We start from the raw sequence: 25314 nt of genomic DNA, 5'->3' as shown, positions 1-25314 counted from the left end.
CCATAATGATTTATTTCTGATGTGCAAATTTACGGAAAAATAAAACCTCAGATAAATTTGAAGATGATAAATAATGATTTTTTAAAGAACAAAGCCTCAGATATTCTCTGAGACTTCATTTTTAGTGTTTATAAAGAATGGTTTATTCTTCCATTTCATTCAGAATCTTTTCCAATTGTCTGGCACTGGGGCCGTAAATATACTTTGTCCATAAGATAATGCTTACTACGACAGAAAAAACGCCTATCAATACTAATAAAATGAGTGATATTTGATATTTATGGGTAATATCAGCTAACGATTCACCCTTTTTCTCCAACATATTAAATGCAAGTAAACCTAAGGTTATTAGAAAATGGGGAAGTAACAAAAAACCAAAAGATTGATATCTCTCCATGTTTAACCTGAGCTCGTGATATATCTTCCACAGGCTGTTTCTTGTGTTTCCAGTATAAAGTTCGACTTGTTTGTAAAATTGATAAAACCCAAATAAATAATAACAGGAGACTACCACCAATAAAGTATAGGATATATAATAAATGGTATATTGTGAAGAAGGAAATTGGAATAGCAGCGGGAAAAAGCCAATAAGTATGATAGAAAGAACCTGCGCAGGAAATTCCTTTTTCATACTCTTTTGAATCTTTTCTATAGGGTGTTTGCTTTCCTTTAATTGTTCTATGTTGTCAGGAATATGGACGTTACCGTCTTCATTATTCCATTGTTCTTTTAATTGATCAAAATTCATAACCTGATTTTTTTATGATTTGTTGTATTTTTTCTTTTGTTCTGTTAAGTTTTACGCGGGCATTGCCTTCGCTGAGTCCTAAATTATTTCCAATTTCTTTGTGTGACATTCCTTCCATGAAATAAAATATGACTGCTTTTTCTAAAGAATTCAGCTCCTGAACGGCACTGTAGAAAACTTCCAACTGCCTGTCCTTTGAAGGGTTATAATCTTCCTGCTGAACTTCAAAATGAGCAGGAGCATCTGTATGATTACCGGATCTCTGTTTTTCCTTTTTTAAATAGGTAATAGCAGTATTGATGGCAACCCGATACATCCACGTAGAAAACTCGCTGTTCCCTTTGAAATTCTGATAGGATTTCCAAAGCTGGATAAGAATTTCCTGCTGCAGGTCTTCCCGGTCTTCTACAGAATCTGCGTAGATCCTTGAAGCTTTGTATAAAATGCCCTTGTGCTGGTTGATGAGCTTTAAAAAAGCAGTTTCAGTTGGAGTACTCACAATAGTTTCATGGTTTGGTTAGTGTTATAAACTAGACACAGGTTTTACTGTATAGCCTTTTGACTGAAGAAGAGGAATAATGCCGTTTTCCCCCATAAGATGAGAGCCGCCCACTGCAAAGAAAGAACTTTCCTTTTTCATCATTTCAGGCATTGTCTTTACCCAGTTTTGATTTCTGTTGGTCAGCATTGCTTTTTCCTGTTGAGCATTCATAAACCTTTCATCCTTAAATAGACTGTAAAGTGACTGTGCATTTTCATTTTTGAAGGCTTCAATCATCTGTCTGAATAATATTTCATATTCCTTACCCATTTTAAGCTGTGCGATGGTGCTTTTCAGATCATAAGCTTCATTAATACTTCTCATCTGCTCTTCTACTTTTTCCAGACCCTTAATATTCTTTTTATCTTTTATTGCCTTTTGAAGAAGTTCCATTTCGTAAAGTTTTACTTCGCTCTGAGAACATGGGATTGCTTTGGTGGAAAGCAGTGCATAAAGCGCCTGTGGACTTGAAGAATCTATGCTTTTCAGATCTGTTCCGTAATTGGCGAGAATCGTATTGAGTTCCTTAGCTTCTTCAGGAGAAAGCTGCTCAGATATTTTCTTATCTGTCTTAAACATTTTTTGTAATGACATTATTTCAGTAGGATCTGTATAATTGATTTCCATAACAAAGTTGTCAGATTTCTCAAGAGCTTTTAATACCTTAGGTTTTATTTCAAAATCTTTACTGCATAAGATATGAAAAGTCCCGGTAATATAAGAGGGTTTAGAAAGGCCGTTTCCGGATACTTCCCAAAGCAGGCTGTTTTCATTATTTTTATTTGTGTTCTGTGCTTTTGTGGTTATCGTGCTTACAGATAATAAAGCTGCGAATCCAATTTTTACTAAATTTTTCATATTATTAATTTTTTTGATTTTCTGTTCTTTTAAACAGTAGGTAAAGAAGGCATTACAATCGTTACAGTTTTTTTCAAAAAAAATAAAAACCTCCCGAAAACAGGAGGTTGTAAAATCTAAAATTATGATGATAACCAATTGGTTAGTAGAGTTTTTTTATTGTTGAATCTTCGGTTGTTCAGGTTTTGAAATTTTTCTTTTTCTTAGAAAATAGATCAGCGCAGCTGCAATTAATAGAATAGGCCAGACGTTGATAAGGGCTATTATAATTCTCTGGATCAGATAAAAACCATACACAAAACCATCTTTTGCATCGTAGATGAAATTGTATTTATATTTATTATCAATGCTTGTAGTGTTCGTCACAGCAATTTCAGCAATACGTAACTGAGGTTCTTTGATGTAAATATCAATGGTGCTGTATTTCAGATCGTCTGTCATATTCATACTCGCCAGCTTTTGAAGATTTCCTTCAGACATATTCCCATCATCCAGAGTTACTTTATCTTTATTTGTTTTCAGTTTGCTGATATTGTCAGATGTTTTTTGGTTTCTTTTTCCTTCCAGTTCCGAATATTTGATGTTGGCAGTCACATCCTCTGCATTAATGGATCTTGAATTAAGAAATAACTTGTTTGTATTGATTGCTGTCAATAGTTCACCAAGCTTTTCCGTAGGAATACGTACCTGCATTCTGTTTTCCGACTGATATTTTTTGACAAGCATTGCTTCTTCATTGGATGTGTTATAGGTGTTTTCAGAAACCACATTACTTTGAAGATTACTATTGGTGACAAACCCTCCAAGCTCCTGAACCGATTTTTCAATAGCGATGGTTGCATTATATACATCTTTTACTTCCATACTGACATCTGCTGTCTTGATGAACTGTTTATCCTTTATCTTCATATCGGCAACAGATGAGATGCTGTCTGAAACAATGGCAGAGGCAGAATCTGTTGTAGCGTAAGCATCAAGGTCTGCTGAAGAAACTTCACCCTTTTTACATGAATAAATACCTAATAAAAGAACAGCGGATAGAGATAGTTTAATGTAAGTCGTTTTCATAGCGTTGATTTTTGTTGTTTTCCTTGAGTCAAAGTTCAGTCAGGATCTTTTGTAACGCTTGAAAATCAAAAGTAAAAAGCTTGTAAACGGAATATTCTGTTTTAATTGATTGAAATTAAGTGTTTTGTAAAACAAGGTGCAGTTCCGGTGCTTGCTTTCGGAGCAATTTTTGCTTATCTTTTACAAACCAAAACTACAAACGATCACTATGTCAAATACCTTTTCCAAAATCAGAAACGCAATAGGACTATTCACATCCATAGATTTTGATCAGTTGAGTGCCATTTCTCAAAAAGTGGATCTACCCAAACTGATGCATAATTTCTCAAAACTGGATGATAAACAGCTTTCCGGGCTCATGAAAATGCTTGATCCGGAAAAGAAAAAGAAAGAACTTCCTCCTATTGATGGTGATTTTTATGATATCTACCATACCCTTACTCCTGAACAACGTGAAATTCAGCTTAAAGTAAGAACATTCATGGAAAAAGAAGTAAAACCTTTGGTCAATCATTACTGGCTCAGAGATGAATTCCCATTTGAACTGATCCCGAAATTTCAGAAACTTGATATCTGCGGAGTTACCTATGAAGGCTATGGGTGTCCGGGAATGCCTTTCCTGATGGAAGGAGTCATTGCAATGGAAATGGCGAGAGTGGACGCTTCCATTGCTACATTTTTTGGAGTGCAATCCGGGCTGGCAATGGGTTCTATCTATATATGCGGATCTGAAGAGCAGAAGCAGAAATGGCTTCCACAGATGCAGAAATTTGAAAAAATAGGAGCTTTCGGGCTTACCGAGCCGGAAGTAGGTTCTGGTGCTGCTGGCGGACTTACAGTAACCTGTAAAAAAACACCAGAAGGCTGGGTTCTGAATGGTCAGAAAAAATGGATTGGTAATGCCACTTTTGCTGATATAATAATTATTTGGGCAAGAGATCTGGATAGTGGAGAAGTGAAAGGGTTTATTGTAGAAAAAGATAATCCGGGATATTCTGTAGAAAAGATCAAAGGGAAAATGGCTTTAAGGATTGTCCAGAATGGATTGATTACTTTAAAAGACTGCCTTGTAACCGAAGAGAACCGTCTGCAGAATGCCAATTCTTTTAAAGACACAGGAAAAGTACTGAGAATGACCAGAGCAGGAGTGGCATGGATGGCCACAGGCTGTGCACGCGGAGCTTATGAAAGCGCTTTGGATTATACCCGAAAAAGAGAGCAGTTTGGAAGACCTATTGCTTCGTTCCAGATGATTCAGGGGCATTTGGTAGAAATGCTGTCCAATCTTACGGCGATGCAGACTATGGTGTTCCGGTTGTCCGAAATGCAGGATGAAGGAATTTTAAAAGATGAACATGCTTCTTTAGCTAAAGTTTTCTGTACTCTAAGAACAAGAGATATTGTTTCCAGAGCAAGAGAGGTGATGGGAGGCAACGGAATTCTGCTGGAGTACGATGTAGCCAGATTTGTTGCTGATGCAGAAGCTATTTATTCTTATGAAGGAACAAAAGAAATCAATTCATTGATTGTAGGGCGCTCCATTACAGGCTTTAGTGCTTTTGTATAGGAAGCAGGTAAGATGATAGGTTGTAGTTTTTAGTATGTTTTTAAAATTGATTAAAAACAATAAATTTTATTTGAACACTATAAGAACTGCAACCTATTATCTGCAGCCTTATGAAACTAAATGTTTATATTTTTCCTTGTTGTCAAGAATCATCCAAAGATTGATCAGGAACATTACTCCGGCAATGCCCATTCCCATTGGAGATTTATCCATAGTGAAAACATGAGTGACAATTCCTACCATCACGGGTAAAATAACAATAGCTCCCAGTGCTCTTGTCTTTGGAAAAATAAATAATAATCCGCCAATGACTTCAACGATGCCCACTAATGGCATCAGCCAGCTGATTTCTCCAAAAGCAGCGAAAAGTTTCATTTGCTCAGGAGTGGGTTTCTCCATAGGCATATAATTAAAAAACTTGTTTAATCCGGCATTAATAAACATAAGACCGAATAGTAAGCATAAAATGAATTTTATAATTTTCATGATTGATGATTTGGCATCAAATGTAAAATAAAAATAGGATATTTTATGATTAATTTAAAAAAAAATATTAAATCAATTGTTAATGTGCGTTAATTGATGTTTTTGTATAATTTTATTTTATATCTTTGAAGAACAAACAAAAACTAATAGATCATGCTAAAAAATCTTAAAAAATTAAACCGCACGGATTTAAGAGAAATCCAAGGGGGTGGAGGAGTTGGAAAATGTGATATAGGACCAATTGGTTGTCCATGTAAAATTCCACCAGGAGATCCTTGTTTAGGTGGCCCTGGAGGAACGCCGCCACCTCCGGATTATGGATACTGCCCGGACGTCCAGTCTTATATTCTATGTACAGACACTTGCCCTAATGGAACGAGCCCTTTGTGTCCTCTTTCATAAAAAATAAAAAAAAGACTGTCTTGAAAAAGGCAGTCTTTTTATTTAAAGTTCAAAGTTTAAGCTTTCAAAGTAATTATTTATTACTCATTGCATATTGCTCATTATTCACGATCAGTCCATTTCTTTCAGTGTAATATTCTTGGATATCTTATAGCTTTTCTTCTTCTTGTGAGGTCTTGGTTCTTCTCCCAGTAACCTTCCCCAAGGTTTAAGATCGTCTACTCTTTCACAAATAATCTTAATAATAGCAATCGCTGGTATACACAGGAACATTCCTGCAATTCCCCAAAGATGCTCTCCTAAAAGAATACCGATAAAAGAAAATAAAGCATTAATTTTTACCTTGGAACCCACGACAAATGGCAGCACAATATTTCCGTCTACAGCATGAATGGCAATATATCCCAAAGCAACATAAATACACGTTGAAGGAGTGGAAGTTGCAAAAGCTATAAAACAGGAAATTAGAAGTGAAATAAAAATTCCAAGATAGGGAATAACGTTTAGTAGCCCGGTAAGAACTCCTAAAAGAATAGCGTATTTTACTCCCAGAACTGTAAGGAGAACAGATGTTAAAATTGAAACGATAACCACCTGAAGAAAAAGCCCGAAGATATACTTCTTGGTCATGATACGGATCTCATTCACCGCTTCCTGTACGCTTGATTTATGTCTTTCGTTGAAGACGGTAACGATAAAATTATTTAAAAGCCTTCTGTAATTTAAAATAAAGATAAAAAACAGAGTGAAAAATATAATAAAACCGAATCCCGTAGAGAAAATCCCAAAAGTAAATCCTAAAATAGCGCCTGAAGAAGACAGCAGTTTATTCAATCCCTGGTTAATATAGTCTACCTGTTCATCAACTTTTACATTGAATGTTTTGGAAACCCAATGCTGAAGGCCATTGAAAACAGTTGTAAACTGTTCACTGAGATGAGGAAGATCCTTGCTGAAGTCTGATAGCTGATTGGTAAAAAAGTAAATGATCCCGCCTAAAATAATCAACATAATGAACACGGAGGTCATTGTGGACATTGATCTTGGAAATCTTAGCTTTCTTTCCATAAAAGTCGCTGCCGGTAAAAACAGCATAGCCATCAGGAATGCAAGAAAAAACGGAGCTAAAATAGTCTGTCCTAATGCCAGAAGATAGCCAAGACCGATGATAGAAATTACCACAAGTGTAAGCTTGACAAGGAAAGGAAGTCTAAGAAAATTCATAATCTAAAAATCTGCAGTGTGGAATAAAAATAAGAAAACCCTTCTGAATTTAAAAATTTTTTATTCAATCCTTCAGAATTTTCTTCTATTACATCAAATTTTATTCCATGCAGCCAAGAAAAGAATGTATTTATTTATAAAACAGAAACACGCTCTGAATATCAGAACGTGTTTCCTTATTGAGAAGTTAATATGTTATAAATTGTTTTACTCTTCAATGGCGATATCAATGACTTCTTCCATTCTGTTGACGTAATGTACCTTCAGATTTTTTAAATAATCTTTTTTGATCTCTTCTACATCTTTTCTGTTGGCTTCACAAAGGATAACATCTTTAATTCCGGCTCTTGTAGCGGCAAGAAGTTTTTCTTTGATCCCTCCTACAGGAAGTACCTTGCCTCTTAAAGTAATTTCTCCGGTCATCGCAAGGTGGGGTTTTATCTTCTTGTTTTTGAAAGATGAAACCATTGATGTAAGCATTGCAATACCTGCAGATGGTCCATCTTTAGGAGTTGCTCCTTCAGGAACGTGTACGTGAATGTTTTTCTTATCCAGTTCCTCCTGAGGAATTCCCAGTTCATCGTGTTTCGCTTTAATATATTCAAGTGCAATAGTAGCAGATTCTTTCATTACCGTCCCAAGGTTTCCGGTCATCGTTAATGCTCCTTTACCATTGCTTAAAATACTTTCAATATAAAGAATATCTCCTCCTACGCTTGTCCAGGCAAGACCTGTTACAACTCCGGGTACTCCGGTAATTTCTGATAAACTTTTCGGTCTTGGAACTCCAAGAATTTCATCTACTTTATCAACAGAAATTTTTGGATCATATTCTTTTGCCAAGGCAGTCTGTAGCGCTACCCATCTCCCAACGGCAGCAATTCTCTTCTCCAGAGTTCTTACACCGCTTTCCGAAGTGTGGGCTTCTATAATATGCTTAAGCTCTGCATTTCCAAGTTTGAATGATTTTGCATCCAGACCATTTTCCTCCTGCTGTTTCTTGATTAAGTGTCTTTTCGCAATTTCAATCTTTTCCTCCAAAGTATAACCGGCAATCTGAATGATCTCCGTTCTGTCTAAAAGAGGAGTCTGTATCGTTGAAAGAGAATTGGCTGTAGCAATAAACATTACTTTTGACAGGTCATAACCCATCTCAAGGAAATTATCATAGAAAGACTTATTTTGTTCAGGATCAAGAACTTCCAGTAATGCTGAGCTTGGATCGCCGTGAAGACCTTGCGCAATTTTATCAATCTCATCAAGTACAATTACCGGGTTTGAAGTACCGGATTTTTTGATCGACTGTAAAATTCTTCCTGCCATAGCACCGATATACGTTTTTCTATGTCCGCGGATTTCACTCTCGTCATGAAGACCACCTAAAGATAATCTTACGTATTTTCTTCCTAAAGCATCTGCAATAGACTTTCCTAAAGATGTTTTACCAACTCCTGGAGGTCCTACCAGTAATAGAATAGGAGACTTCATGTTGTTTTTTAATTTTAAAACAGCCATGTGTTCCAGAATTCTTTTCTTGATATCTTCCAGTCCAAAGTGAGCTTTGTCAAGCACTTTTTCTGCTTTTGCAATATCAAAAATATCTTTTGTATACGTTTCCCAAGGCAGGTCTGTAAAGAAATCCAGATAATTTCTCTGTACATTATAGTCCGGAGAATTAGGGTTCTGGCGTTGCAGTCTGCCGATTTCCTTCTGGAAATGCTCCTCTACTTCCTTGCTCCATTTTCTGGATTTAGCCTTGGCAAGAAGATCTTCAACATCGCTTTCAGGTCCTCCGCCCAATTCTTCCTGAATGGTTCTGATCTGCTGATTCAGGAAATATTCTCTCTGCTGCTTGTCAAGATCCTTGGATGTTTTCTGATGAATCTGGTTTCTTAACTCTAGCTTTCTGAAATCTTCATGCATCATTTCGTAGCATTGATTAGCTCTTATCATCAGGTTTTTCTCTTCAAGAAGCTTTTGTTTTGCTATTGAAGAAAAATTGGCATTGGTGCAGATGAAATTAAGAAGATCATCATTGTTGTTGATGTTTTTGATCGCAAAGTTGGCTGCATTAGGAATATTCGGGTCAAGTTCAATGATCTTTAAAGCAAGATCCTTGATGTTCTCAAGTAATGCTTCGTATTCCTCCTGGTTTTTAGGACGTGTATCTTTTAATTTTGATATTTCTGCCCTGAAATAGGGCTGGTTTTCAACGATCTTTTTAATCTTGAATCTATGGAAACCTTTCGTGATTGCTGTAATATTTCCTTCCGGAAGCTTAATGATCTTAATGATCTTTGCCAATGTACCGGTAGCATAAATATCTTTTTCGGCAGGTTGTTCCATATCCGAATTTTTCTGGCTTACAATTCCAATGAAATCTCCGTTCTTCTGTGCTTCCTCAAGAAGCCGTATTGAGGTTTTTCTGCCGGCAGTAATAGGAATTACCACATTGGGAAACATAACCATATTTCTTACGGGAAGTATCGGGAATATTTTTTGTTCGGAATTTTTATCAGTCTCAGCGAAGTCGGAAAGATTGATTTCTTCAGCTACGATATCAAATCCGTCACTGATCATTTCTTCTAAACTAATATCTTCAAATTCTGTCATAGTCAATCGAATGACAAATTGTCATTTTCGTTTTTTATCGTTAAAGGGATTTTTTATAATATGCTCTGAAAACGTGTGGCATATTATAATATTCTAGAAATGCACAATACTTATGCCATTTGTTTTTTACTTAAAAATACGGTCAAAATTTCCTTTTTTAGATAATCTTTGCATTAAAAATCAAAATAAAGCAGTTCTGTTTCTGTAATTTCTTAAAAATGTGTATTTTCGCAAACTGATAAAAAACTATAATTTATAAAATGGCAATTTTAGGACAGATTAGGAGTAAGCCTTGGCTTTTAATGGGAGTAATAGCCTTAGCGCTTTTGGCGTTCTTGGTGAACCCCGATAGTATCGACAAGGTTTTTGGTAAGAATCCTGACGTTTTAGGAAAAGTAAATGGTGAGAAAATCACCCGCGAAGAGTTCAATGATCAGCTTTTCGTGTTGCAGCAGCAGGCTGATCAACAAGGTCGTCCGAAAAGCGGTCTTGAAGAGCAGGCTTGGCAGTTACTTGTACAATCTAAACTTATCAAACAACAGTTTGAGAAACTAGGCTTTGAAATGACTGATGATTATTTCTGGAACCAAATCCAGTACGATCAGATGTTTGCCCAGAATCAACAGTTCTTTGATGAGAAAGGTAATTTTAAAACTCAAGAGCTTAAAAAAGAAATTGAAACATTAAAAAACACCAATCCTGAAGGATACAATCAATGGTTGAAAACTAAAAAGACGATTGAGTACAGACTGATGGCAAGACAGGTGTTTACCAATATTTCAGCAGGTATCACTACCGGTAAGAAAGAAGCAGAAGAATTGATGAAGCAGAGAGATCAGCTTGCAGATATAGACTTTGTGAAAGTGGATTATGCCGCTTATCTTCAGAAAACAAAGATCAATGTTACAACACAAGATCTGGCAGACTACATCAAGCAGCACCCTGTAATGTTCAAAGCTGAACCAAGCAGAAATATCGGGGTTGTATATTTCCCATCAAAACCTAGTGCAGCAGATGATGCAGCAACTTTGAAAGAAATTACAAAATTATATTCAGGAGGTACAGATGCAAGCGGAGGTACTGAAAACTTCCAGAATACGAAGAACGATTCTATGTTTGTAGCAGCAAACTCTGATGCGCCATTCAATCCTCAATATATGAATCCTGCACAATTGCCTCCAACGATCAAAGATCAGATCACTGCAGCAGCAATAGGTCAGACTTTTGGTCCTTACAAAGAGCAGGATGTTTATGTAGTTTCTAAACTTGTAGGTAAAAGAGCTTCAGATTCTACGTTATCTAGACATATCCTTATTGCATTCAAAGGAAGTCCTGCAGGTGAAGGGGTAACAAGATCCAAAGAGCAGGCTAAAAAATTAGCAGACTCTATTGGAGCTATTGTAAAAGCAGCTCCTGCTAAATTTACAGAATTCCTTAAGCTTTCCAGCGATCCGAATTCTGCAGCTCAGGGAGGTAGCTTAGGATGGACAACTCCTGAAACACCTTTCGTACCTGAATTCCTTGCTTACCTTGCAAGCAATCCTAAAGGAGCTACAGGGGTAGTAGAAACACAGTTCGGTTACCATATCATCAATATTGAAGATAAAAAATCAGGATCAATGGGGTATAAAGTTGCAAACCTTGTGAAAGCAATTAAACCTTCAGATGCTACTGAGGCTGAATCAGACAAAAAATCAAGAAAATTCATTCAGCAGGTTCAAGGGAAATCTTTCAACGATTTCGTGAATATTGCTAAAAAAGGAAATTACCAGTTCTCTAATCCAAAAGCAGCAAAAAGATTTGAGGGTCAGATTCAGGGCTTAGGAACTGAAAAAGACGCAGAAATCCTTACTTGGGCTTTCGATAAGAAAAGAACTAAAGGAGATACTGAACTATTTACTGTAGATGGAACAGGTGATAAAATTGTAGTTTATCTGAACGGAAAACAAGATGCAGGTCTTGCTGATCCGGAATCTGTAAGAGGTCAGATCGAGGTTATAGTTAAAAATAAATTGGCTGCAAAACAAATTTCTGATAAGATTACAGCAGCAAAAGCTTCTAGCTTAGATCAGATTGCTAAATTATTCGCAGCTCCAAAACAGTCTGCTCAGGTAAATCTATTGAACCCTTCAGTAGCTGGTGCTATGGAACCTAAAGTTGCCGGTGCAGCATTCGGTGTTGCAAAAGGTAAACTTTCTAACCCGGTTGAAGGAGGAACAGGAGTTTATGTTTTGATCAAAAAATCAGAAACAATCAACAAACAACCTGGTGATCTTAAGCAGTTCACAGAGTCTCTTACTCAGAGAAGTTCTGGAATGTTCGGACAGGCTTGGATGAAGAGTCTTCAGGACAATGCAGATATTGAAGATTTTAGAATTGAAATCTGGGGTAAACTTGGAAATCAGCAACAATAAGAAATTCATTTCAATGATATAAAAAGCGACAAATTTTTTTGTCGCTTTTTTTTGTATTTAACGCAGAACAATATTGGAAAAGATTTATTTAAAATGTGTTATATTTGCTTATTAGAAAAAAATTAGCAAGTGAAGTTCAGTAAAGAATTAAAAGCTGGTGTGATCACACTTCTGGCTATTGTAGGCTTTGTGGTGTTGTTTCAGTTTATGAAAGGGAAAAGCCTTTTTACTACCGACAATATATTTTACGCAAAATATGATAATGTAGAAGGTCTGGCGCAGTCTTCGGCAGTTTCTATCAACGGATTGAAAGTAGGGCAGGTGGACAAAATTATTCCTCTGACCTCAAAAGACGGTAAAATTAATTTTGTTGTAAAAATTACAGTAGATAACAAATTTGAATTTTCAAAAAATTCATCATTAGAAATCTTTGAACCAGGATTGATGTCCGGCAAAGAAATGAGAGTAAACCTTATGTATGGTGGCCCGACTGCAAAAGACGGAGATACCCTGAAAGGTGCTTTCAAATTGGGAACATTGGGAAGTCTTTCTTCTCAGGTAGGCCCGGTAAAAGATCAGCTGCAGGTCGTTCTACATAGAGTAGACTCTTTAATGGCTAATGCCAATCTGCTTGTTGATGCACAAAACAGAGCTGAAATAAAAGCTTTATTATCCAACCTTAACAAAACCGTAGGTGCATTGCAGACTACAGCAGGAAGTGTAAACAGCCTGGTAGGACATAATGATCCTAAACTGCAGAAAGTATTGGACGATGCGAGCCTTACAATGCAGAGTGGAAAAGTGACGCTGGATAAATATGGAAATCTGGCTCAGAGCATTGATACCAAACAATTGAATGCAACGATCGCCAATTTGGATGCTACTGTAGGGAAATTGAATCAGGTGATTGGTGGAATAGACAAAGGAGAGGGAAGTTTAGGTAAACTGATGAAGGATGATCAGCTTTACAACAATCTGAATTCAGCTTCTTCCAACCTGAATACATTAATCGAAGATATGAAAGCGAACCCGAAGAGATATATCAACTTCTCGGTTTTCGGTAAAAATAATAAAGACTAATACACCTTATGCAGTACATCGATAACATTATTTTTCTGATTTTATTAGTGGCCGGATTTGGGTTGTTTACCAAAAGCCTTCTGAAGATCTATAGAAATATCAGGCTGGGTCATGAAATCAATAGAAACGACAGAAAAGGAGAACGTTGGGAAACTATGGCTCGTGTAGCAATGGGACAGAGTAAAATGACAGCACGTCCTGTTGCAGGAGTGTTACACCTTTTTGTATATGTTGGTTTTGTGATTATTAATATCGAATTAATAGAAATCGTTGTTGATGGAATATTTGGGACACATCGTTTCTTATCAAGCATTTTCGGACATACATTTTATAATTTCTTCACCGCAACACTAGAAGTTTTAGCACTTTTGGTAGTAATTGGGGTTGTCATTTTCTTTATTCGTAGAAATTTTTACGGAGTGAAAAGATTGACAATGAAAGAACTTTTCGGATGGCCGAAAAATGATGCAAACTGGATTTTGATCATTGAATTCGCTCTGATGATGGCTTTCTTTATGATGAATGCTTCAGATTTTATTTTACAGGCGAGAGGTATTTTTCCTGAACATGGAAGTTTCCCGATTAGTGAAATGACATTTGTTCCATTTTTGGAAATTTTCAATTTTGATAGCGGATTTTTGATGTTCACAGAAAAAGGAGCCTGGTGGTTCCACTTTGTTGGAATTCTGTTCTTCATGAACTATCTTTATTACTCAAAACACCTGCATATTATCCTTGCATTTCCAAGTACATGGTATGCAAATCTTGATAAAAAAGGAAAATTCAATAATCTTGAGTCTGTAACAAAAGAGATCAAATTAATGATGGATCCTAATGCAGATCCTTATGCGGCACCAGCTGAAGGAGCTGAAGCAGATGTCCCTTCTAAATTCGGTGCTGAAGATATATTTGACCTGAACCAGGTACAGCTGCTTAATGCCTATTCATGTACAGAATGCGGACGTTGTACTTCCGTTTGTCCGGCTAATATTACAGGTAAAAAGCTTTCTCCGAGACTGATCCTGATGAAGACAAGAGACAGACTGGAAGAAGTGGGAAGAAATATTGATGCAAACAACGGGAAATTCGTTGATGACGGTAAAAAACTGCTGAACGATTATATCACAAAAGAAGAACTTTGGGCTTGTACAACATGTAATGCATGTACAGATGCTTGTCCGGTATTGCTTGATCCACTTTCCATTATTTTTGAAATGAGAAGATTCCTGGTCATGGAACAGTCTGCTGCTCCACAGGAACTGAACCTGATGATGACCAATGTGGAAAACAACGCAGCTCCTTGGCAGTACAATCAGGCTGACCGTCTGAACTGGGCATCGGAAAACTAGATAATTAATCAATTTGAAAATTTGAAATTGATACCATTCTACATCATTTCAAATTTCCAAATTCTCACATTTTCAAATTGAAAAAGAAATGGATTTCAATATAAAAACAATGGCAGAATATGCTGCCGAAGGAAAAGCCCCGGAAGTTTTATTTTGGGTTGGATGTGCGGGAAGCTTTGATGACCGTGCTAAAAAAATTACAAAAGCATTTTGCAAGATATTAAATAAGATAGGAGTAGAATTTGCAGTTTTGGGACAGGAAGAAAGCTGTACCGGAGACCCTGCAAAAAGAGCGGGAAATGAATTCGTTTTCCAGATGATGGCCCTTACGAATATTGAAGTGCTGAATGCCTACGAAGTAAAGAAAATCGTAACGGCTTGCCCACACTGTTTCAATACCCTGAAAAATGAATATCCAAGCTTAGGCGGCCACTTTGAGGTAGTACACCATACGCAGTTCCTTAAAACCTTAATGGAAGAAGGAAGACTGAAAATAGAAGGTGGAGCATTCAAAGGGAAAAAAATAACTTTCCATGATCCTTGTTACCTGGGACGTGCCAATGACGAATATGAAGCTCCAAGAATGCTTCTTGAAAAGCTGGATGCAGAGCTTGTAGAAATGAAGCGTTGCAAAACCAACGGACTTTGCTGTGGAGCAGGGGGAGCACAGATGTTTAAAGAACCTGAAAAAGGAAAGAAAGACATCAATATTGAAAGAACAGAAGAAGCCTTATCTTTTGAACCAAAGGTAATTGCTACAGGATGCCCTTTCTGTAATACCATGATGACGGATGGTGTAAAACACTTTAATAAAAATACCGAAGTTGCCGTAAAAGATATCGTTGAACTTCTTGCTGAAGCAGAAGATTTATAATTGTAATCCTATACAGGTTTATGAAGGTAGAATGGAGACTCTCCTTTTTGTTTATCATTTCGATACTTGCTGCTCTTACATTCTGGAATTACCAAAACAGAGTATATGACTGGGATATGCCGGGTTATTTAGGGAGTATGTATACTTCAGAATTCCCGAATTCACCAGATAAAGTTAGAATTATCACTTATGATGAAATCAAAAAAGAAGCTCCTGCAGACCATTATACAGATATCATCGGAATAAAGCAATGGGACATTCCAAGGCAGTATTTCGTAAAAAATACACAATCTTTTACAGAACAATTACCCTATTTTCAAATCAAAGTAGGGTATATTCTTGTAATAACCCTCTTTTATAAGCTGGGACTTTCCTCCCCAATGGCAGTCCTGTTCACCAGCCTTATTTCTTACTTTTTTTCAGGGTTATTATTATTTTATATTCTAAAACTCCTGTTTCCAAAGAAATACTGGTTTGTAATAGGACTAACGGTTGTATCCATGCTTTTGCCACCCATGACGTATATGTCCAGAGTTTCCACACCGGATATGTTTATTTTTCAGTTTATCCTGATCTTTATCATCGGTTTGATCAAAAAATGGAGCAAATGGGGGATGTTTGTGCTTCTGTTTGCAATCACCTTTATACGTCCGGACTATATTACATTTACCCTGACTTATATTATTGCCGTTTTCTTCTTTTATTATTTTAGAGAAAAGAAGATTGATATTTCCCTTATTGCACAGGGCACAGTACTTCTGCTGATGTATCTGGCAATCATTAAATTTTACCATTATCCCGGCTGGAAAGACGTTTTTTACGATACTTTTATCGACAGAAGACCTATTATTTCCACACATCCCATCGAAGTAAGCTTAAAAGACTATCTGAGTATTATTTATATCAAGATTATCTACTTTAAAAAAGTAACTCTGTCTGTAAGCATCATGATCGCAATAGTATTCTGGCGTTCCAAAGATGCATGGGTAAGAATGATTTCAGTACTTTTCCTCGTAAATGTGTACATCAAATTCTTTTTCTTTCCGCAGTCGGCGGCATTGAGGTTCTTCTTTCCGTTTATTTTTCCTCTTTTCATTATGATGCTCTATGTGTTGAGTAAAAAATACAATGATCTCAAACTCGAGAAAATTGCGTAATTTTGTCTTTAAGATAATAAGGATTTGAAATCACGATTACAGTATATTCTGTTCAATAATCAGAAGTGAAAGTGATTGCGCAGTTCCTTGAAAAATAAATACTTACATTATGAAAATCGAAGAATCTAATATTGTAGAAACCAACGACTACAGAGTCATTATATATCCGGCTTCAAGACCTTTTGAAACTAAAGAAGCAAAGGCGATTACCGAAAAACTGTTTGATTTCCTTTCTACATGGGCCGCTCATGGAAAACCACTTTCTTCTTCATTTAAAATTGAAAAGAATCAGTTTATTGTGGTGTGTGTAGATGAAGAAAAAGAAATGGCTTCAGGATGCAGCATTGATGCTTTAGGGAAGGTAATGAGAGAAATTGATGAAGAGTATACACTAGGGCTTTTCGACAGAATGAAAGCTAGTTTTGTAGAAAATGGTGAAGTGAAGACTTTAAAGCTGATTGATTTTAAAACGAAATTGAGAAATGGAGAACTTTCAAATGATATTCAGGTTTTTGACTTCTCAAAAAACACCTACCTTGACTTTTTGAGCCACTTTCTTCTTCCTTTAGAGAAGAGCTGGGCAGGTTCTATAAAATAAACGCTATTAAGCTTATACAGCTGAATAATCATAAAGTGAGAACCTGTTTCTCACTTTTTTGTTTTAATGTATCTTTGTATAGATTCGAGTAAGACTAATGCCTAAAGTACTTTTTTTAACGACATCCCACAGCTATAATGATGACCGTATTTTTTATCATCAGGCAAAGGCTCTTAGAGATAATGGGTATGAAGTAAAAATATGCAGCTTGTATGCAGATTATAAAGGAGTTATTGACGGAATTGAAATAGATTCCTATGCCGTTCTGGAAGAAAGTATAGAAAAGAAAATGGAAACATTCCGTAAGGTTTGTGACAATTTTCAACCCCAGACTATCATTTGTTCCGAACCTCTTGCTGTGGTGGCTTCAAAGAAATTTGTAAAAGAATATAATGCAAGCTGTATCTATGATGTTACAGAATGGTATCCTTCGATGTCAATGCTTCAGAAATACCGTTTTCCAACTAAAATTATTAAGGCAGTAAAATTTTCTCTTATTCAGTTATATGCAGGGTTTTTAAGCACTCATTTTATATTTGGTGAAACTACCAAAAAATTTCCGCTGGCCTATTTTTTTGGCTTCAAAAAACAAATGATTCTTCCTTATTATCCGGATTCTTTTTATATCAAAGAAAGTATAAAACAGCTTGATGCGGATACAATTACGCTCTGTTACACAGGCCAGATTTCTAAAGATAAAGGCATTGAGAATTTTTTCAATACAGTAGATAAGCTCAGACAAAAATTACCAACACTTCACATTAAGATTCTGATTATCGGATCGACGGTTGAAAAAAATGATGAACTTTATTTTTCAGCATTACTGAAGAAATATTCTTTTAATACTGTTGAGCTTAGAAAACCTGTGACTTTTGAACGGTTTACAGAAGCATTTGCAGCAGCAGATATATGTTTTGACCTTCGGGAAATCAATTTTGAAAACAACCACTCATTGCCGATAAAATTGTTTTACTTTATGGGAGCAGGAAAACCGGTGATCTATTCAAACTTGAAAGGAATCCGAAAAAATATGGGTTCGCTTTCATTTGGCAGTTTGGTAGATCCACACAATACTGATGCTATTTCAGAAGTTATCCTCAATTATATAAGAAACCCGGAGCTTTATGATTTGTATGCTCTCAATGCCCGGAAAGAATTTGAAGAAAAATATAATTGGAGCACGATAAAAGAGTCTTTTGTTGATTTTGTGAAAAGATCTATTGATAAATAATTGCTATGCAGCTTACTATTATTAAAACTTTTGTCTCACGTTTTCTTATTCTGATCCTGAGTTTCGGACTGGTAATCTATTCTACGAATATGTGGGGAAGCGAAGGAAAGGGAACCATTTCTATTGTGGTTGCCAATGCTGCTGCAGTGAGTTTTTTCAGCAGCATCTTTTCAGGAAGCAGTGCTTCCTATTTTGCATCAAGGTTTAAAATAGAAAAAGTTTTATTATTTGCCTATCTGTGGTCGCTCCTAACAGGGCTTTTAATTCCTTTTTTATTCAGCCTGGCTTCTATTCAGAGTGAATATATTTTGTATCTTATCGGAATATCCGTTTTTTCTTCACTGTTATCTACCAATATTAGTTTGTTTATTGGAACACAGGATATTAGGAAGTTTAATGTTTATACTGTTTTACAGCAACTTGTCCATATTATCTTTATCGGAATATTGGTGTACCTGTTTGGTAAAAAAGATGTTTCAGTATATTTTCTTGCACAAATCGGGTGTCTGGCACTTCTTTTTCTAACCAGCTTTTTTCAGATCATCAAAAAATGCAATCTTTCTGAAATATCATTCAGTAAAGATGTTGCCAGGAATATGTTTGAATACGGCTGGAAAACCCAGCTGAGCGCTTTTGTTCAATTTCTGAACTATAGACTTTCCTTTTATTTCCTGGAATATTTTGAGGGTATTGCCAGTGTAGGAATCTTTTCTATCGGAGTTACTTTTTCTGAAGCTATATGGACGATTACCCGCAGTATTGCCGTGGTTTTATATTCAGATGTGGTTAATAGTAAAAGCAGGGAAGAATCGGTAGGGAAAACCAAGGATTCTTTAAAACTGACGTTTATTCTGATGATAGGTTTTGTACTGGGAATCATTATCATCCCGTCACAGATCTATGAAATTATTTTTGGAAGAGAATTCAGACATACCAAAGAAATCATGCTTCTCTTATCTCCGGGTATTTTTGCCATTGCTGTAAGTGATATGGTAGGGCATTACTTCTCAGGAATGAGGGAGCTAAAGATTCTCAATGTAAAATCAATAGTTGGATTGGTTGTTACGGTGGTATTTTCTTTCATTGCAATACCCAGATGGGGAATTTTGGGCGCTTGTCTTGCCACTACATCATCATATTTGGTTTCAGCCTTCCTGCTGTTCCGGAAATTTTATAGTTCTACTACATTCAGTTTGAAAGATTACATGGTCTCAAAAGAGGAAATTCAGCTTTTAAAAGAAAAGTTTTTGAAGAAATAATTTATTCTGTTAAGGTGCAGAAAACAAAGTCATTTTCCTATTTTTACAATTCTATTAAGTCATATTATGTGCGGAATCAGCGGTTATTATTCATTTCATAAAAGTATTTCCTCTACAAATATTCTGGAAATGAATCAGGTGATCAAACATCGTGGACCGGATGATGAAGGATTCTGGCTGTATGATCATGACCAGGGAATTTCTTTTTCAGGAAATGATTCTACCCTGAAAATTAAAGAACAGTTTTCGGTTTTACAGGAAAGAAGTTCCGAGATTGCCTTGGGTTTCCGCAGATTATCCATTATCGATCTTTCTGAAAAAGGCCATCAGCCGATGCTTTCTGAGAATGAGCAGATCATTGTTACTTTTAATGGTGAGATTTATAATTTTAAAAAATTAAGAAAAGAGCTTGAGATATTAGGTCATTCTTTCCGAAGTAACTCCGATACTGAAGTTATCCTTAAGGGGTATCAGGAATGGGGAAATTCAACCTTTGTGAAGCTTGATGGAATGTTTGCGATCTGTATTGTTGATCTTATCAATAAAAAATTGATACTGGCAAGAGACAGGGTAGGGATGAAGCCGCTCTTTTACCATCAAAGTGAAGAAGGATTGGTTTGGGCTTCAGAAATAAAAGCGTTGTTGAAAAATGAATTTGTAAAACCTGAAATCAACTGGAATGGGGTGTATACCAATTTTCTTTTTCAAACGACATTGGCTCCACGAACCTGCTTTCAGGATATTTTATCCCTGGAACCTGCTTCTTTTATGACCATTGATTTAGCAGATCAAAAAATTACGAAAGAAAAATTCTGGACACTGCCTTCTCCTTCTGTGAAAGGTGTTTCGGAAGAAGAAGCCGTAAGAAAAATAGATGAACTTCTTTCTGAAAGTATATCAGAACAATTATATGCGGATGTTCCCGTAGCATTGATGATGAGTGGTGGAATAGATTCTACGTTAATTGCTTCAAAATCAAAACCTTTTAATCCTGATATCAATACATACACCATCTCCTACCCGTTTTCTGAAGAAGAAGTGAAAAATGCATCGCTGGCTGCCAGACATTTTGGTGTGTTGCATGAAATAAAAGAAGTGAATGATGATGAAGCACTGGAGCATCTTAAAGAAAATATTCAGCATTTTGAAGAACCTTACAGCAGTTTTGAAGTCTTGATCAATGCGGCGAAATATGCACATGATAAAGATTTAAAAGTGGTATTAAGCGGAAATGGTGCCGATGAGCTTTTTGCCGGCTATTCTCATACCTTGAAGCTGAATAGATGGCTGTTGATGAGGAATTTTAATTTTGTAAGACCTTTTATTTTTACAAAAGACAAATTTTCGCAACGGGTAAAAAACTACTTCTCCCAGGATGATATGTTTGATTTTTTCAGACAGAGCCAGATCAGCATGATGCCTCTTGAAGCCAAAGCTCTCATCCAACCAGATATTTATGCTAAAATTGATGTAAAGCTCTCAAAATACCATGCTTCAGAAAGAAAAAACTATTCCGGGTATTTTGAATACGATATGAAATATTCTTTGTCTTCCCATCATGTATTCAGGGATGATCTGAGTGCGATGAAATACAGTGTGGAATTTCGGTATCCTTACCTGAGCAACAGTTTGATCAATTATGTAGCTTCACTGCCTGAACATATTAGATTTAATGGAATTCAGAACAAACCATTACTGCGTAAAACAGCTGAAAAATATCTTCCTGAATCAGTTTTGAATATGCCTAAGAAAGGATTTTCTTTTCCGGTTTATTATTTCATTAAAAATGAAAAAAGAGTAAGGGATTTCATTGTTGAAAATCTTAATAGCTTAAAAAAGAGAAATTTTTTTAACGCTGCAGTGATTGATGAATGGTGGAATCACCAAAAGCAAGAGTATGACTGGGTGAAAATCTGGCAGCTGGTTACTTTTGAACTGTGGTATCAGAAATATTTTGAAAAATAAAGAAGCAGCCTAAAGATTAATATTTTACCTTTGTATTTATGATGAAATATTTTTGGGGCATACTTATTGTGGTTTTTGCACTTGTAAGTTGTAAAAGTGATGATGATTCTTTGCAGAGAATAGATCAGTTACTTAATATCTATGTGAAAAACAGCGCTGGACAGGATCTGCTGAACAATAAAAAAACCGGATCTTATACCGGATTTTCTGTAAACGATATTTTTGGAACAAAAGATATTTCTCCGGTAAGTATTTCGTTAAGAATGACAACGGATTCATTGTTCTACATGGAGTATCTGGCAGGGGCAAAAAGAAGAAAACTGGATTCTATAAGCCCTGATAATCCGGGGACTGGGAATTCTTACTATTCCAGAATGCAGATTACATATACAAAAAGTACTAATGTAAGTGATAATGTGATTGATACTTTGGAGGTTCAGTATCGCAATACACCAACGGTATTCCAGGTTTCAAAAGTTTTGTATAACAGAGTTCCTGTGTTTTCAAAAGATGCTGATGCGCCAACTTCGATAAATACCGTGACTATCACAAAATAATTTTTAAATTTGTACAATTGTTAGCTTATTATAAGCTAAACATCTAATATTTAACATCTAAATAAAATGTTACAAGTCAATTTTTTGCGCGACAATAAAGAACGCGTTTTAGAAGGTCTTAAGAAAAGACAATTCAAAAATCTTGAGTTGGTAGACGAGGCTATCGCTGCCGACGACGAAAGAAAAAGAATCCAGTTTGAACTAGATTCCCAATTATCGGAAATCAACAAAATTTCGAAAGAAATCGGGCTTTTGATGAAAGAAGGGAAAAAAGAAGAAGCGGAATCTGCAAAATCTAAAACAGCACAATACAAAGAGTCGAGCTCAGAATTGAAGTCCCAGTTAGAAGTTAAGGAAAACGACTTACTGAATGTCCTGTACCAGCTTCCAAACATTCCAAATGAATTGGTAAAAAGCGGAGCTTCTGCTGATGATAATGAAATGATTTTTCAATCTCATCCGGTAGAAGGTCTTGGTGAAGGAGCTATTCCTCACTGGGAACTTGCAAAAAAATATAATCTTATTGATTTTGAATTAGGGGTTAAAATTGCAGGAGCAGGATTCCCTGTTTATTTAGGAAAAGGAGCAAGATTACAGAGAGCTTTGGTTCAGTATTTCTTAGATAAAAACGTAGAGAAAGGATATACAGAAGTGAATCCTCCTCACGTAGTCAATGAAGCATCTGGATTTGGAACCGGGCAGTTACCTGATAAAGAAGGGCAGATGTATTATATCAATGAAGATAAATTGTACCTGATTCCTACAGCAGAAGTTCCTGTAACGAACCTTTACCGTGATGTATTGCTTGATGAGAAAGATCTTCCCATCAAAAATACGGCATTCTCTCAATGCTACAGAAGAGAAGCAGGAAGCTACGGAGCTCACGTAAGAGGCTTGAACCGTCTTCATCAGTTTGAAAAGGTAGAAATTGTAAGAATTGAAAAGCCTGAAAATTCTTATGCTGTTTTGGAAGAAATGGTAGAGCATATCAAAGAAATCCTTACAGATCTTGAGCTTCCGTTCAGAGTATTAAGACTTTGCGGAGGGGATACTGGTTTTGCATCTGCAATGACCTATGATTTCGAAGTATGGAGTGCTGCTCAGGAAATGTGGCTGGAAGTAAGTTCTGTTTCTAATTTTGAAACGTTCCAGGCGAACAGATTGAAATGCCGTTACAAAGGAGATGGTAAATCTCAATTGGTTCATACCCTGAACGGATCTGCAATGGCATTGCCAAGAATTATGGCGGCATTGCTTGAGAATAACCAGACAGCGGAAGGAATCAAACTTCCTAAGAAGATTGCAGAATATGCAAGATTTGAAATAATCAACTAAACTAATCAGTTAATTTAGTATACAATAAAACCCACCGGAATCCGGTGGGTTTTGCTTTATTCTGTAACGATGATAATCTTTTTATCTGCGTTTTTAAGTTTTTTATCCTTATCATAAATGGCTTTCAGATCATATTCTATTCTTATTGAATGATCATCGATCTGCTTTATCCAGTCATGCTTCCCTGTCATTGATTTTATGTGATTTTCAAACTTTAAAGTAGTACCGATCTTTTTGAAAAACATAATCATCATTCCGGCCATCTTCTCAGTTTCTTCCTTTGAGCTTTTGGAGCGAATAGCCTCTTCAATACTTTTAAGATTAAAGTTTTCGGTATCAATCGTCAGGGTTTTTCCATCCCAATTATTGTAAATATTTTGATCCAGAGGGATTTTTTCAGTTTTTGTAAAGTTTTTCAAAGCCTGATAATCTTCCGGAGCAAAATGTTCCATTTTAAAAGAAAACTCTGCAAGTGTGTTATCTTCTTTCGTAGACTTCATGAAGATCTTTTTCATGATCCTGATTGAATCCGGATTTTCGGTTTTCAATTTGCCTTCCTTTTTGGCAAGATCATACATACTTGTCCAGGTGGTTGGAAGCCTATCCATTTCTCCAAATTCTTTCTGCTTTAACGAATCCGGTGTCATGGCCATCATTTCTGACATGAACTCTCTCGTATCGATATCAGTAACAGAAGTGGAAGCTGCATCTTTATGATAGACAATTTCAGAATTGACACTGCAGGATTGCAGCATAAAAAGGCTTATCAGAAATAAGACAATGGTTTTCTTCATGGTATATTGTAAATACTGATTAATGGCAGTTGACAGCTCCGTTTGGATCTTTAGAGATTGTCATTGCTTCTGCTTTCGGGGAAACATATGGAATTCCCAACTCAAGACCTCTTAGAATGAATAATCCTCCTAAAATGATCATAATTACAGGAACGGCTTTCAAAACCTTTACCCTGAATGCCTGATTCATGAGATTTCCAGCCAAAACAATGGCAAACATGAACGGAAGGGTTCCCAATCCAAATAAAGCCATATATAAAGCTCCCTGCCATATTCCTCCGCCTGCAAGACTTGCTGTAAGCGCCATGTAAACCATTCCACACGGTAAAAAGCCATTAAGAAGCCCCGTGGTAAATCTTGATCGGTAGTCCGCTTTCTGAAGTAGTCTTCCCAGATTCATTTTTACAGTATACAGAAATTTGGATAGGAAAGGAATCTTTGAGGCAAAATCTTTTCCACCAAAGGAAAATACAGCCATGATAATCAAAAGAACACCTGCTGTAATAGTAAGATATTTCTGAAAGCCTGCCATTTCAAATCCTTGCCCGATAATTCCAAGAAGTGCACCCAATAATGAATAGGTGAATATTCTCCCGAATTGATAGGTAAGGTTCTGAAGGTAGAAGTTGGCTGCCTGTTTTTTGGTTAATCCCATCGACAGGGCAATAGGACCACACATTCCGATACAGTGAAAACCGGAAGCAAAGCCTAAAGCAATAGCCGATACAATAAGTCCTATTTCCATATCACATCATAATCCATTCTGTAGTCTGTTTTATTTGTTGTCCAACTCAGTCTTAGTGTATAGTTACCCATTTTCAATACCTGTGAAGGGATAATGAAAGACTGGCTGGCATCAAGCTGTACAGATTTTTTGATATCTAAATTCTGGTCGTCGGTTCTGTTTAAAACAAATTTTACCGTAGTATTTGAGTTGTTGTAATCTTTTGGAAAAGTAATTTTAATTCCCTTAGGATCCTGGCTGTATGCAGGTTTTTCCGGTAATTCATCTGCTTTTTTCTTGGCATCAATGACATCCTGATATTTCAACTCCTCTTCATAATAATTATCTGTTACCATTTCAGAGTTCTTCTGTCCGTTTGGAAAAAGAAATAACATAGATAATATAAAAACTATGAATGCAAATAATGCAATTACAACACCGTGTCCCCAACTAAAGTTCTTCATTTTTTT

At 36.2% G+C, this 25314-nt stretch carries 23 protein-coding genes; 13 read left to right on the top strand and 10 right to left on the bottom strand.

All coding sequences use genetic code 11. The features are described from left to right. Nucleotides 1-142: 142 nt before the first annotated feature. The 4 genes from ACTJIP_RS18405 to ACTJIP_RS18390 all read right to left on the bottom strand — a co-directional run bounded on the left by ACTJIP_RS18405 (nt 143) and on the right by ACTJIP_RS18390 (nt 3215). Nucleotides 143-748 (bottom strand): hypothetical protein, encoded by a 606-nt coding sequence (locus ACTJIP_RS18405; RefSeq protein WP_077419456.1) that lies wholly within the window; start codon nt 746-748, stop codon nt 143-145. Then, on the bottom strand, nt 738-1172 hold the full coding sequence (locus ACTJIP_RS18400) for an RNA polymerase sigma factor (protein WP_410500288.1): 435 nt from the start codon (nt 1170-1172) through the stop codon (nt 738-740). Before ACTJIP_RS18400 ends, ACTJIP_RS18405 begins: the two co-directional genes overlap by 11 nt. Nucleotides 1173-1271: 99 nt before the next feature. Continuing rightward, nucleotides 1272-2147, bottom strand: coding sequence for a TraB/GumN family protein (locus tag ACTJIP_RS18395; RefSeq protein WP_077419458.1), 876 nt, complete (start codon nt 2145-2147; stop codon nt 1272-1274). Nucleotides 2148-2303: 156 nt separating this feature from the next. Continuing rightward, on the bottom strand, nt 2304-3215 hold the full coding sequence (locus ACTJIP_RS18390; RefSeq protein WP_077419459.1) for a DUF4349 domain-containing protein: 912 nt from the start codon (nt 3213-3215) through the stop codon (nt 2304-2306). 208 nt (nt 3216-3423) lie between these two features. Between ACTJIP_RS18390 and ACTJIP_RS18385 the strand changes: the two genes are divergently transcribed. Beyond that, on the top strand, nt 3424-4782 hold the full coding sequence (locus ACTJIP_RS18385; RefSeq protein WP_077419460.1) for an acyl-CoA dehydrogenase family protein: 1359 nt from the start codon (nt 3424-3426) through the stop codon (nt 4780-4782). A 108-nt stretch (nt 4783-4890) separates the two neighbouring features. On the opposite strand, the gene ACTJIP_RS18380 is transcribed toward ACTJIP_RS18385, so the two are convergent. Beyond that, nucleotides 4891-5268: a DoxX family protein gene (locus ACTJIP_RS18380; protein WP_077419461.1), complete on the bottom strand. Its 378-nt coding sequence runs from the start codon at nt 5266-5268 to the stop codon at nt 4891-4893. A gap of 153 nt (nt 5269-5421) precedes the next feature. On the opposite strand from ACTJIP_RS18380, the gene ACTJIP_RS18375 reads away from it, so the two are divergent. Then, the gene (locus ACTJIP_RS18375; RefSeq protein ID WP_077419462.1) at nt 5422-5670 is read left to right on the top strand and encodes a bacteriocin-like protein; all 249 of its coding nucleotides are present in this window, start codon (nt 5422-5424) and stop codon (nt 5668-5670) included. A 111-nt stretch (nt 5671-5781) separates the two neighbouring features. Here the strand turns inward: ACTJIP_RS18375 and ACTJIP_RS18370 are convergent, their stop codons facing one another. Continuing rightward, the gene (locus tag ACTJIP_RS18370; RefSeq protein WP_077419463.1) at nt 5782-6894 is read right to left on the bottom strand and encodes an AI-2E family transporter; all 1113 of its coding nucleotides are present in this window, start codon (nt 6892-6894) and stop codon (nt 5782-5784) included. 207 nt (nt 6895-7101) lie between these two features. After that, nucleotides 7102-9507: an endopeptidase La gene (gene lon, locus ACTJIP_RS18365; RefSeq protein WP_440704928.1), complete on the bottom strand. Its 2406-nt coding sequence runs from the start codon at nt 9505-9507 to the stop codon at nt 7102-7104. Between the two features lie 260 nt (nt 9508-9767). Between lon and ACTJIP_RS18360 the strand changes: the two genes are divergently transcribed. From ACTJIP_RS18360 to serS, 11 genes are all read left to right on the top strand, one after another. Continuing rightward, nucleotides 9768-11921, top strand: coding sequence for a peptidylprolyl isomerase (locus ACTJIP_RS18360; RefSeq protein WP_440704927.1), 2154 nt, complete (start codon nt 9768-9770; stop codon nt 11919-11921). A 129-nt stretch (nt 11922-12050) separates the two neighbouring features. Beyond that, a complete protein-coding gene (locus ACTJIP_RS18355) occupies nt 12051-13001 on the top strand; it encodes an MlaD family protein (protein WP_077419466.1) in 951 nt (316 codons plus the stop codon). Between the two features lie 8 nt (nt 13002-13009). Then, nucleotides 13010-14350 carry a (Fe-S)-binding protein gene (locus tag ACTJIP_RS18350; protein WP_077419467.1) on the top strand — a complete coding sequence of 447 codons (1341 nt, stop codon included), beginning with the start codon at nt 13010-13012 and terminating at the stop codon, nt 14348-14350. Between the two features lie 88 nt (nt 14351-14438). After that, on the top strand, nt 14439-15224 hold the full coding sequence (locus ACTJIP_RS18345; protein WP_077419468.1) for a (Fe-S)-binding protein: 786 nt from the start codon (nt 14439-14441) through the stop codon (nt 15222-15224). A 20-nt stretch (nt 15225-15244) separates the two neighbouring features. Continuing rightward, on the top strand, nt 15245-16381 hold the full coding sequence (locus tag ACTJIP_RS18340) for a hypothetical protein (protein ID WP_428168780.1): 1137 nt from the start codon (nt 15245-15247) through the stop codon (nt 16379-16381). 109 nt (nt 16382-16490) lie between these two features. Beyond that, nucleotides 16491-16979, top strand: a complete 489-nt coding sequence (locus ACTJIP_RS18335) for a hypothetical protein (protein ID WP_077419471.1) — start codon at nt 16491-16493, stop codon at nt 16977-16979. A gap of 97 nt (nt 16980-17076) precedes the next feature. Continuing rightward, the gene (locus tag ACTJIP_RS18330; protein ID WP_440704926.1) at nt 17077-18210 is read left to right on the top strand and encodes a glycosyltransferase; all 1134 of its coding nucleotides are present in this window, start codon (nt 17077-17079) and stop codon (nt 18208-18210) included. A gap of 5 nt (nt 18211-18215) precedes the next feature. After that, nucleotides 18216-19469 carry an oligosaccharide flippase family protein gene (locus ACTJIP_RS18325; protein ID WP_180564776.1) on the top strand — a complete coding sequence of 418 codons (1254 nt, stop codon included), beginning with the start codon at nt 18216-18218 and terminating at the stop codon, nt 19467-19469. A gap of 66 nt (nt 19470-19535) precedes the next feature. After that, a complete protein-coding gene (gene asnB / locus ACTJIP_RS18320) occupies nt 19536-21434 on the top strand; it encodes an asparagine synthase (glutamine-hydrolyzing) (protein ID WP_440704925.1) in 1899 nt (632 codons plus the stop codon). Between the two features lie 38 nt (nt 21435-21472). Continuing rightward, a complete protein-coding gene (locus ACTJIP_RS18315; RefSeq protein WP_077419475.1) occupies nt 21473-21991 on the top strand; it encodes a hypothetical protein in 519 nt (172 codons plus the stop codon). Nucleotides 21992-22057: 66 nt separating this feature from the next. After that, nucleotides 22058-23326: a serine--tRNA ligase gene (gene serS / locus ACTJIP_RS18310; protein ID WP_219071905.1), complete on the top strand. Its 1269-nt coding sequence runs from the start codon at nt 22058-22060 to the stop codon at nt 23324-23326. A 56-nt stretch (nt 23327-23382) separates the two neighbouring features. Here serS and ACTJIP_RS18305 read toward each other — a convergent pair whose 3' ends face one another. The 3 genes from ACTJIP_RS18305 to ACTJIP_RS18295 are packed head-to-tail and all read right to left on the bottom strand — an operon-like array spanning nt 23383 to nt 25308. After that, nucleotides 23383-24120 (bottom strand): hypothetical protein, encoded by a 738-nt coding sequence (locus ACTJIP_RS18305; protein ID WP_440704924.1) that lies wholly within the window; start codon nt 24118-24120, stop codon nt 23383-23385. A gap of 19 nt (nt 24121-24139) precedes the next feature. Beyond that, entirely contained in the window at nt 24140-24865 is a 726-nt protein-coding gene (locus ACTJIP_RS18300) for a sulfite exporter TauE/SafE family protein (RefSeq protein WP_077419478.1), read from the bottom strand. After that, complete coding sequence (locus ACTJIP_RS18295) at nt 24856-25308, bottom strand: FixH family protein (protein ID WP_047381691.1); 453 nt, start codon at nt 25306-25308, stop codon at nt 24856-24858. The genes ACTJIP_RS18300 and ACTJIP_RS18295 overlap by 10 nt, the downstream gene beginning before the upstream one ends. Nucleotides 25309-25314: the final 6 nt, after the last annotated feature.

Source organism: Chryseobacterium sp. 22543, from assembly GCF_052044565.1.
Taxonomy (GTDB): domain Bacteria; phylum Bacteroidota; class Bacteroidia; order Flavobacteriales; family Weeksellaceae; genus Chryseobacterium.
Note: the sequence above shows the minus strand (reverse complement) of the source record. Positions and strands in the feature narration are given on the sequence as shown.

What these genes read in the sequence shown, in the direction of transcription:
- ACTJIP_RS18390 (WP_077419459.1), bottom strand. Translation starts at nt 3,215, where the DNA reads ATGAAAACGACTTACATTAAACTATCTCTATCCGCTGTTCTTTTATTA.
- ACTJIP_RS18370 (WP_077419463.1), bottom strand. Translation starts at nt 6,894, where the DNA reads ATGAATTTTCTTAGACTTCCTTTCCTTGTCAAGCTTACACTTGTGGTA.
- ACTJIP_RS18295 (WP_047381691.1), bottom strand. Translation starts at nt 25,308, where the DNA reads ATGAAGAACTTTAGTTGGGGACACGGTGTTGTAATTGCATTATTTGCA.
- ACTJIP_RS18335 (WP_077419471.1), top strand. Translation starts at nt 16,491, where the DNA reads ATGAAAATCGAAGAATCTAATATTGTAGAAACCAACGACTACAGAGTC.
- ACTJIP_RS18350 (WP_077419467.1), top strand. Translation starts at nt 13,010, where the DNA reads ATGCAGTACATCGATAACATTATTTTTCTGATTTTATTAGTGGCCGGA.
- serS (WP_219071905.1), top strand. Translation starts at nt 22,058, where the DNA reads ATGTTACAAGTCAATTTTTTGCGCGACAATAAAGAACGCGTTTTAGAA.
- ACTJIP_RS18380 (WP_077419461.1), bottom strand. Translation starts at nt 5,268, where the DNA reads ATGAAAATTATAAAATTCATTTTATGCTTACTATTCGGTCTTATGTTT.
- ACTJIP_RS18305 (WP_440704924.1), bottom strand. Translation starts at nt 24,120, where the DNA reads ATGAAGAAAACCATTGTCTTATTTCTGATAAGCCTTTTTATGCTGCAA.
- lon (WP_440704928.1), bottom strand. Translation starts at nt 9,507, where the DNA reads ATGACAGAATTTGAAGATATTAGTTTAGAAGAAATGATCAGTGACGGA.
- ACTJIP_RS18360 (WP_440704927.1), top strand. Translation starts at nt 9,768, where the DNA reads ATGGCAATTTTAGGACAGATTAGGAGTAAGCCTTGGCTTTTAATGGGA.
- ACTJIP_RS18345 (WP_077419468.1), top strand. Translation starts at nt 14,439, where the DNA reads ATGGATTTCAATATAAAAACAATGGCAGAATATGCTGCCGAAGGAAAA.
- ACTJIP_RS18405 (WP_077419456.1), bottom strand. Translation starts at nt 748, where the DNA reads ATGAATTTTGATCAATTAAAAGAACAATGGAATAATGAAGACGGTAAC.
- ACTJIP_RS18300 (WP_077419478.1), bottom strand. Translation starts at nt 24,865, where the DNA reads ATGGAAATAGGACTTATTGTATCGGCTATTGCTTTAGGCTTTGCTTCC.
- ACTJIP_RS18330 (WP_440704926.1), top strand. Translation starts at nt 17,077, where the DNA reads ATGCCTAAAGTACTTTTTTTAACGACATCCCACAGCTATAATGATGAC.
- ACTJIP_RS18315 (WP_077419475.1), top strand. Translation starts at nt 21,473, where the DNA reads ATGATGAAATATTTTTGGGGCATACTTATTGTGGTTTTTGCACTTGTA.
- ACTJIP_RS18375 (WP_077419462.1), top strand. Translation starts at nt 5,422, where the DNA reads ATGCTAAAAAATCTTAAAAAATTAAACCGCACGGATTTAAGAGAAATC.
- ACTJIP_RS18395 (WP_077419458.1), bottom strand. Translation starts at nt 2,147, where the DNA reads ATGAAAAATTTAGTAAAAATTGGATTCGCAGCTTTATTATCTGTAAGC.
- ACTJIP_RS18340 (WP_428168780.1), top strand. Translation starts at nt 15,245, where the DNA reads ATGAAGGTAGAATGGAGACTCTCCTTTTTGTTTATCATTTCGATACTT.
- asnB (WP_440704925.1), top strand. Translation starts at nt 19,536, where the DNA reads ATGTGCGGAATCAGCGGTTATTATTCATTTCATAAAAGTATTTCCTCT.
- ACTJIP_RS18325 (WP_180564776.1), top strand. Translation starts at nt 18,216, where the DNA reads ATGCAGCTTACTATTATTAAAACTTTTGTCTCACGTTTTCTTATTCTG.
- ACTJIP_RS18385 (WP_077419460.1), top strand. Translation starts at nt 3,424, where the DNA reads ATGTCAAATACCTTTTCCAAAATCAGAAACGCAATAGGACTATTCACA.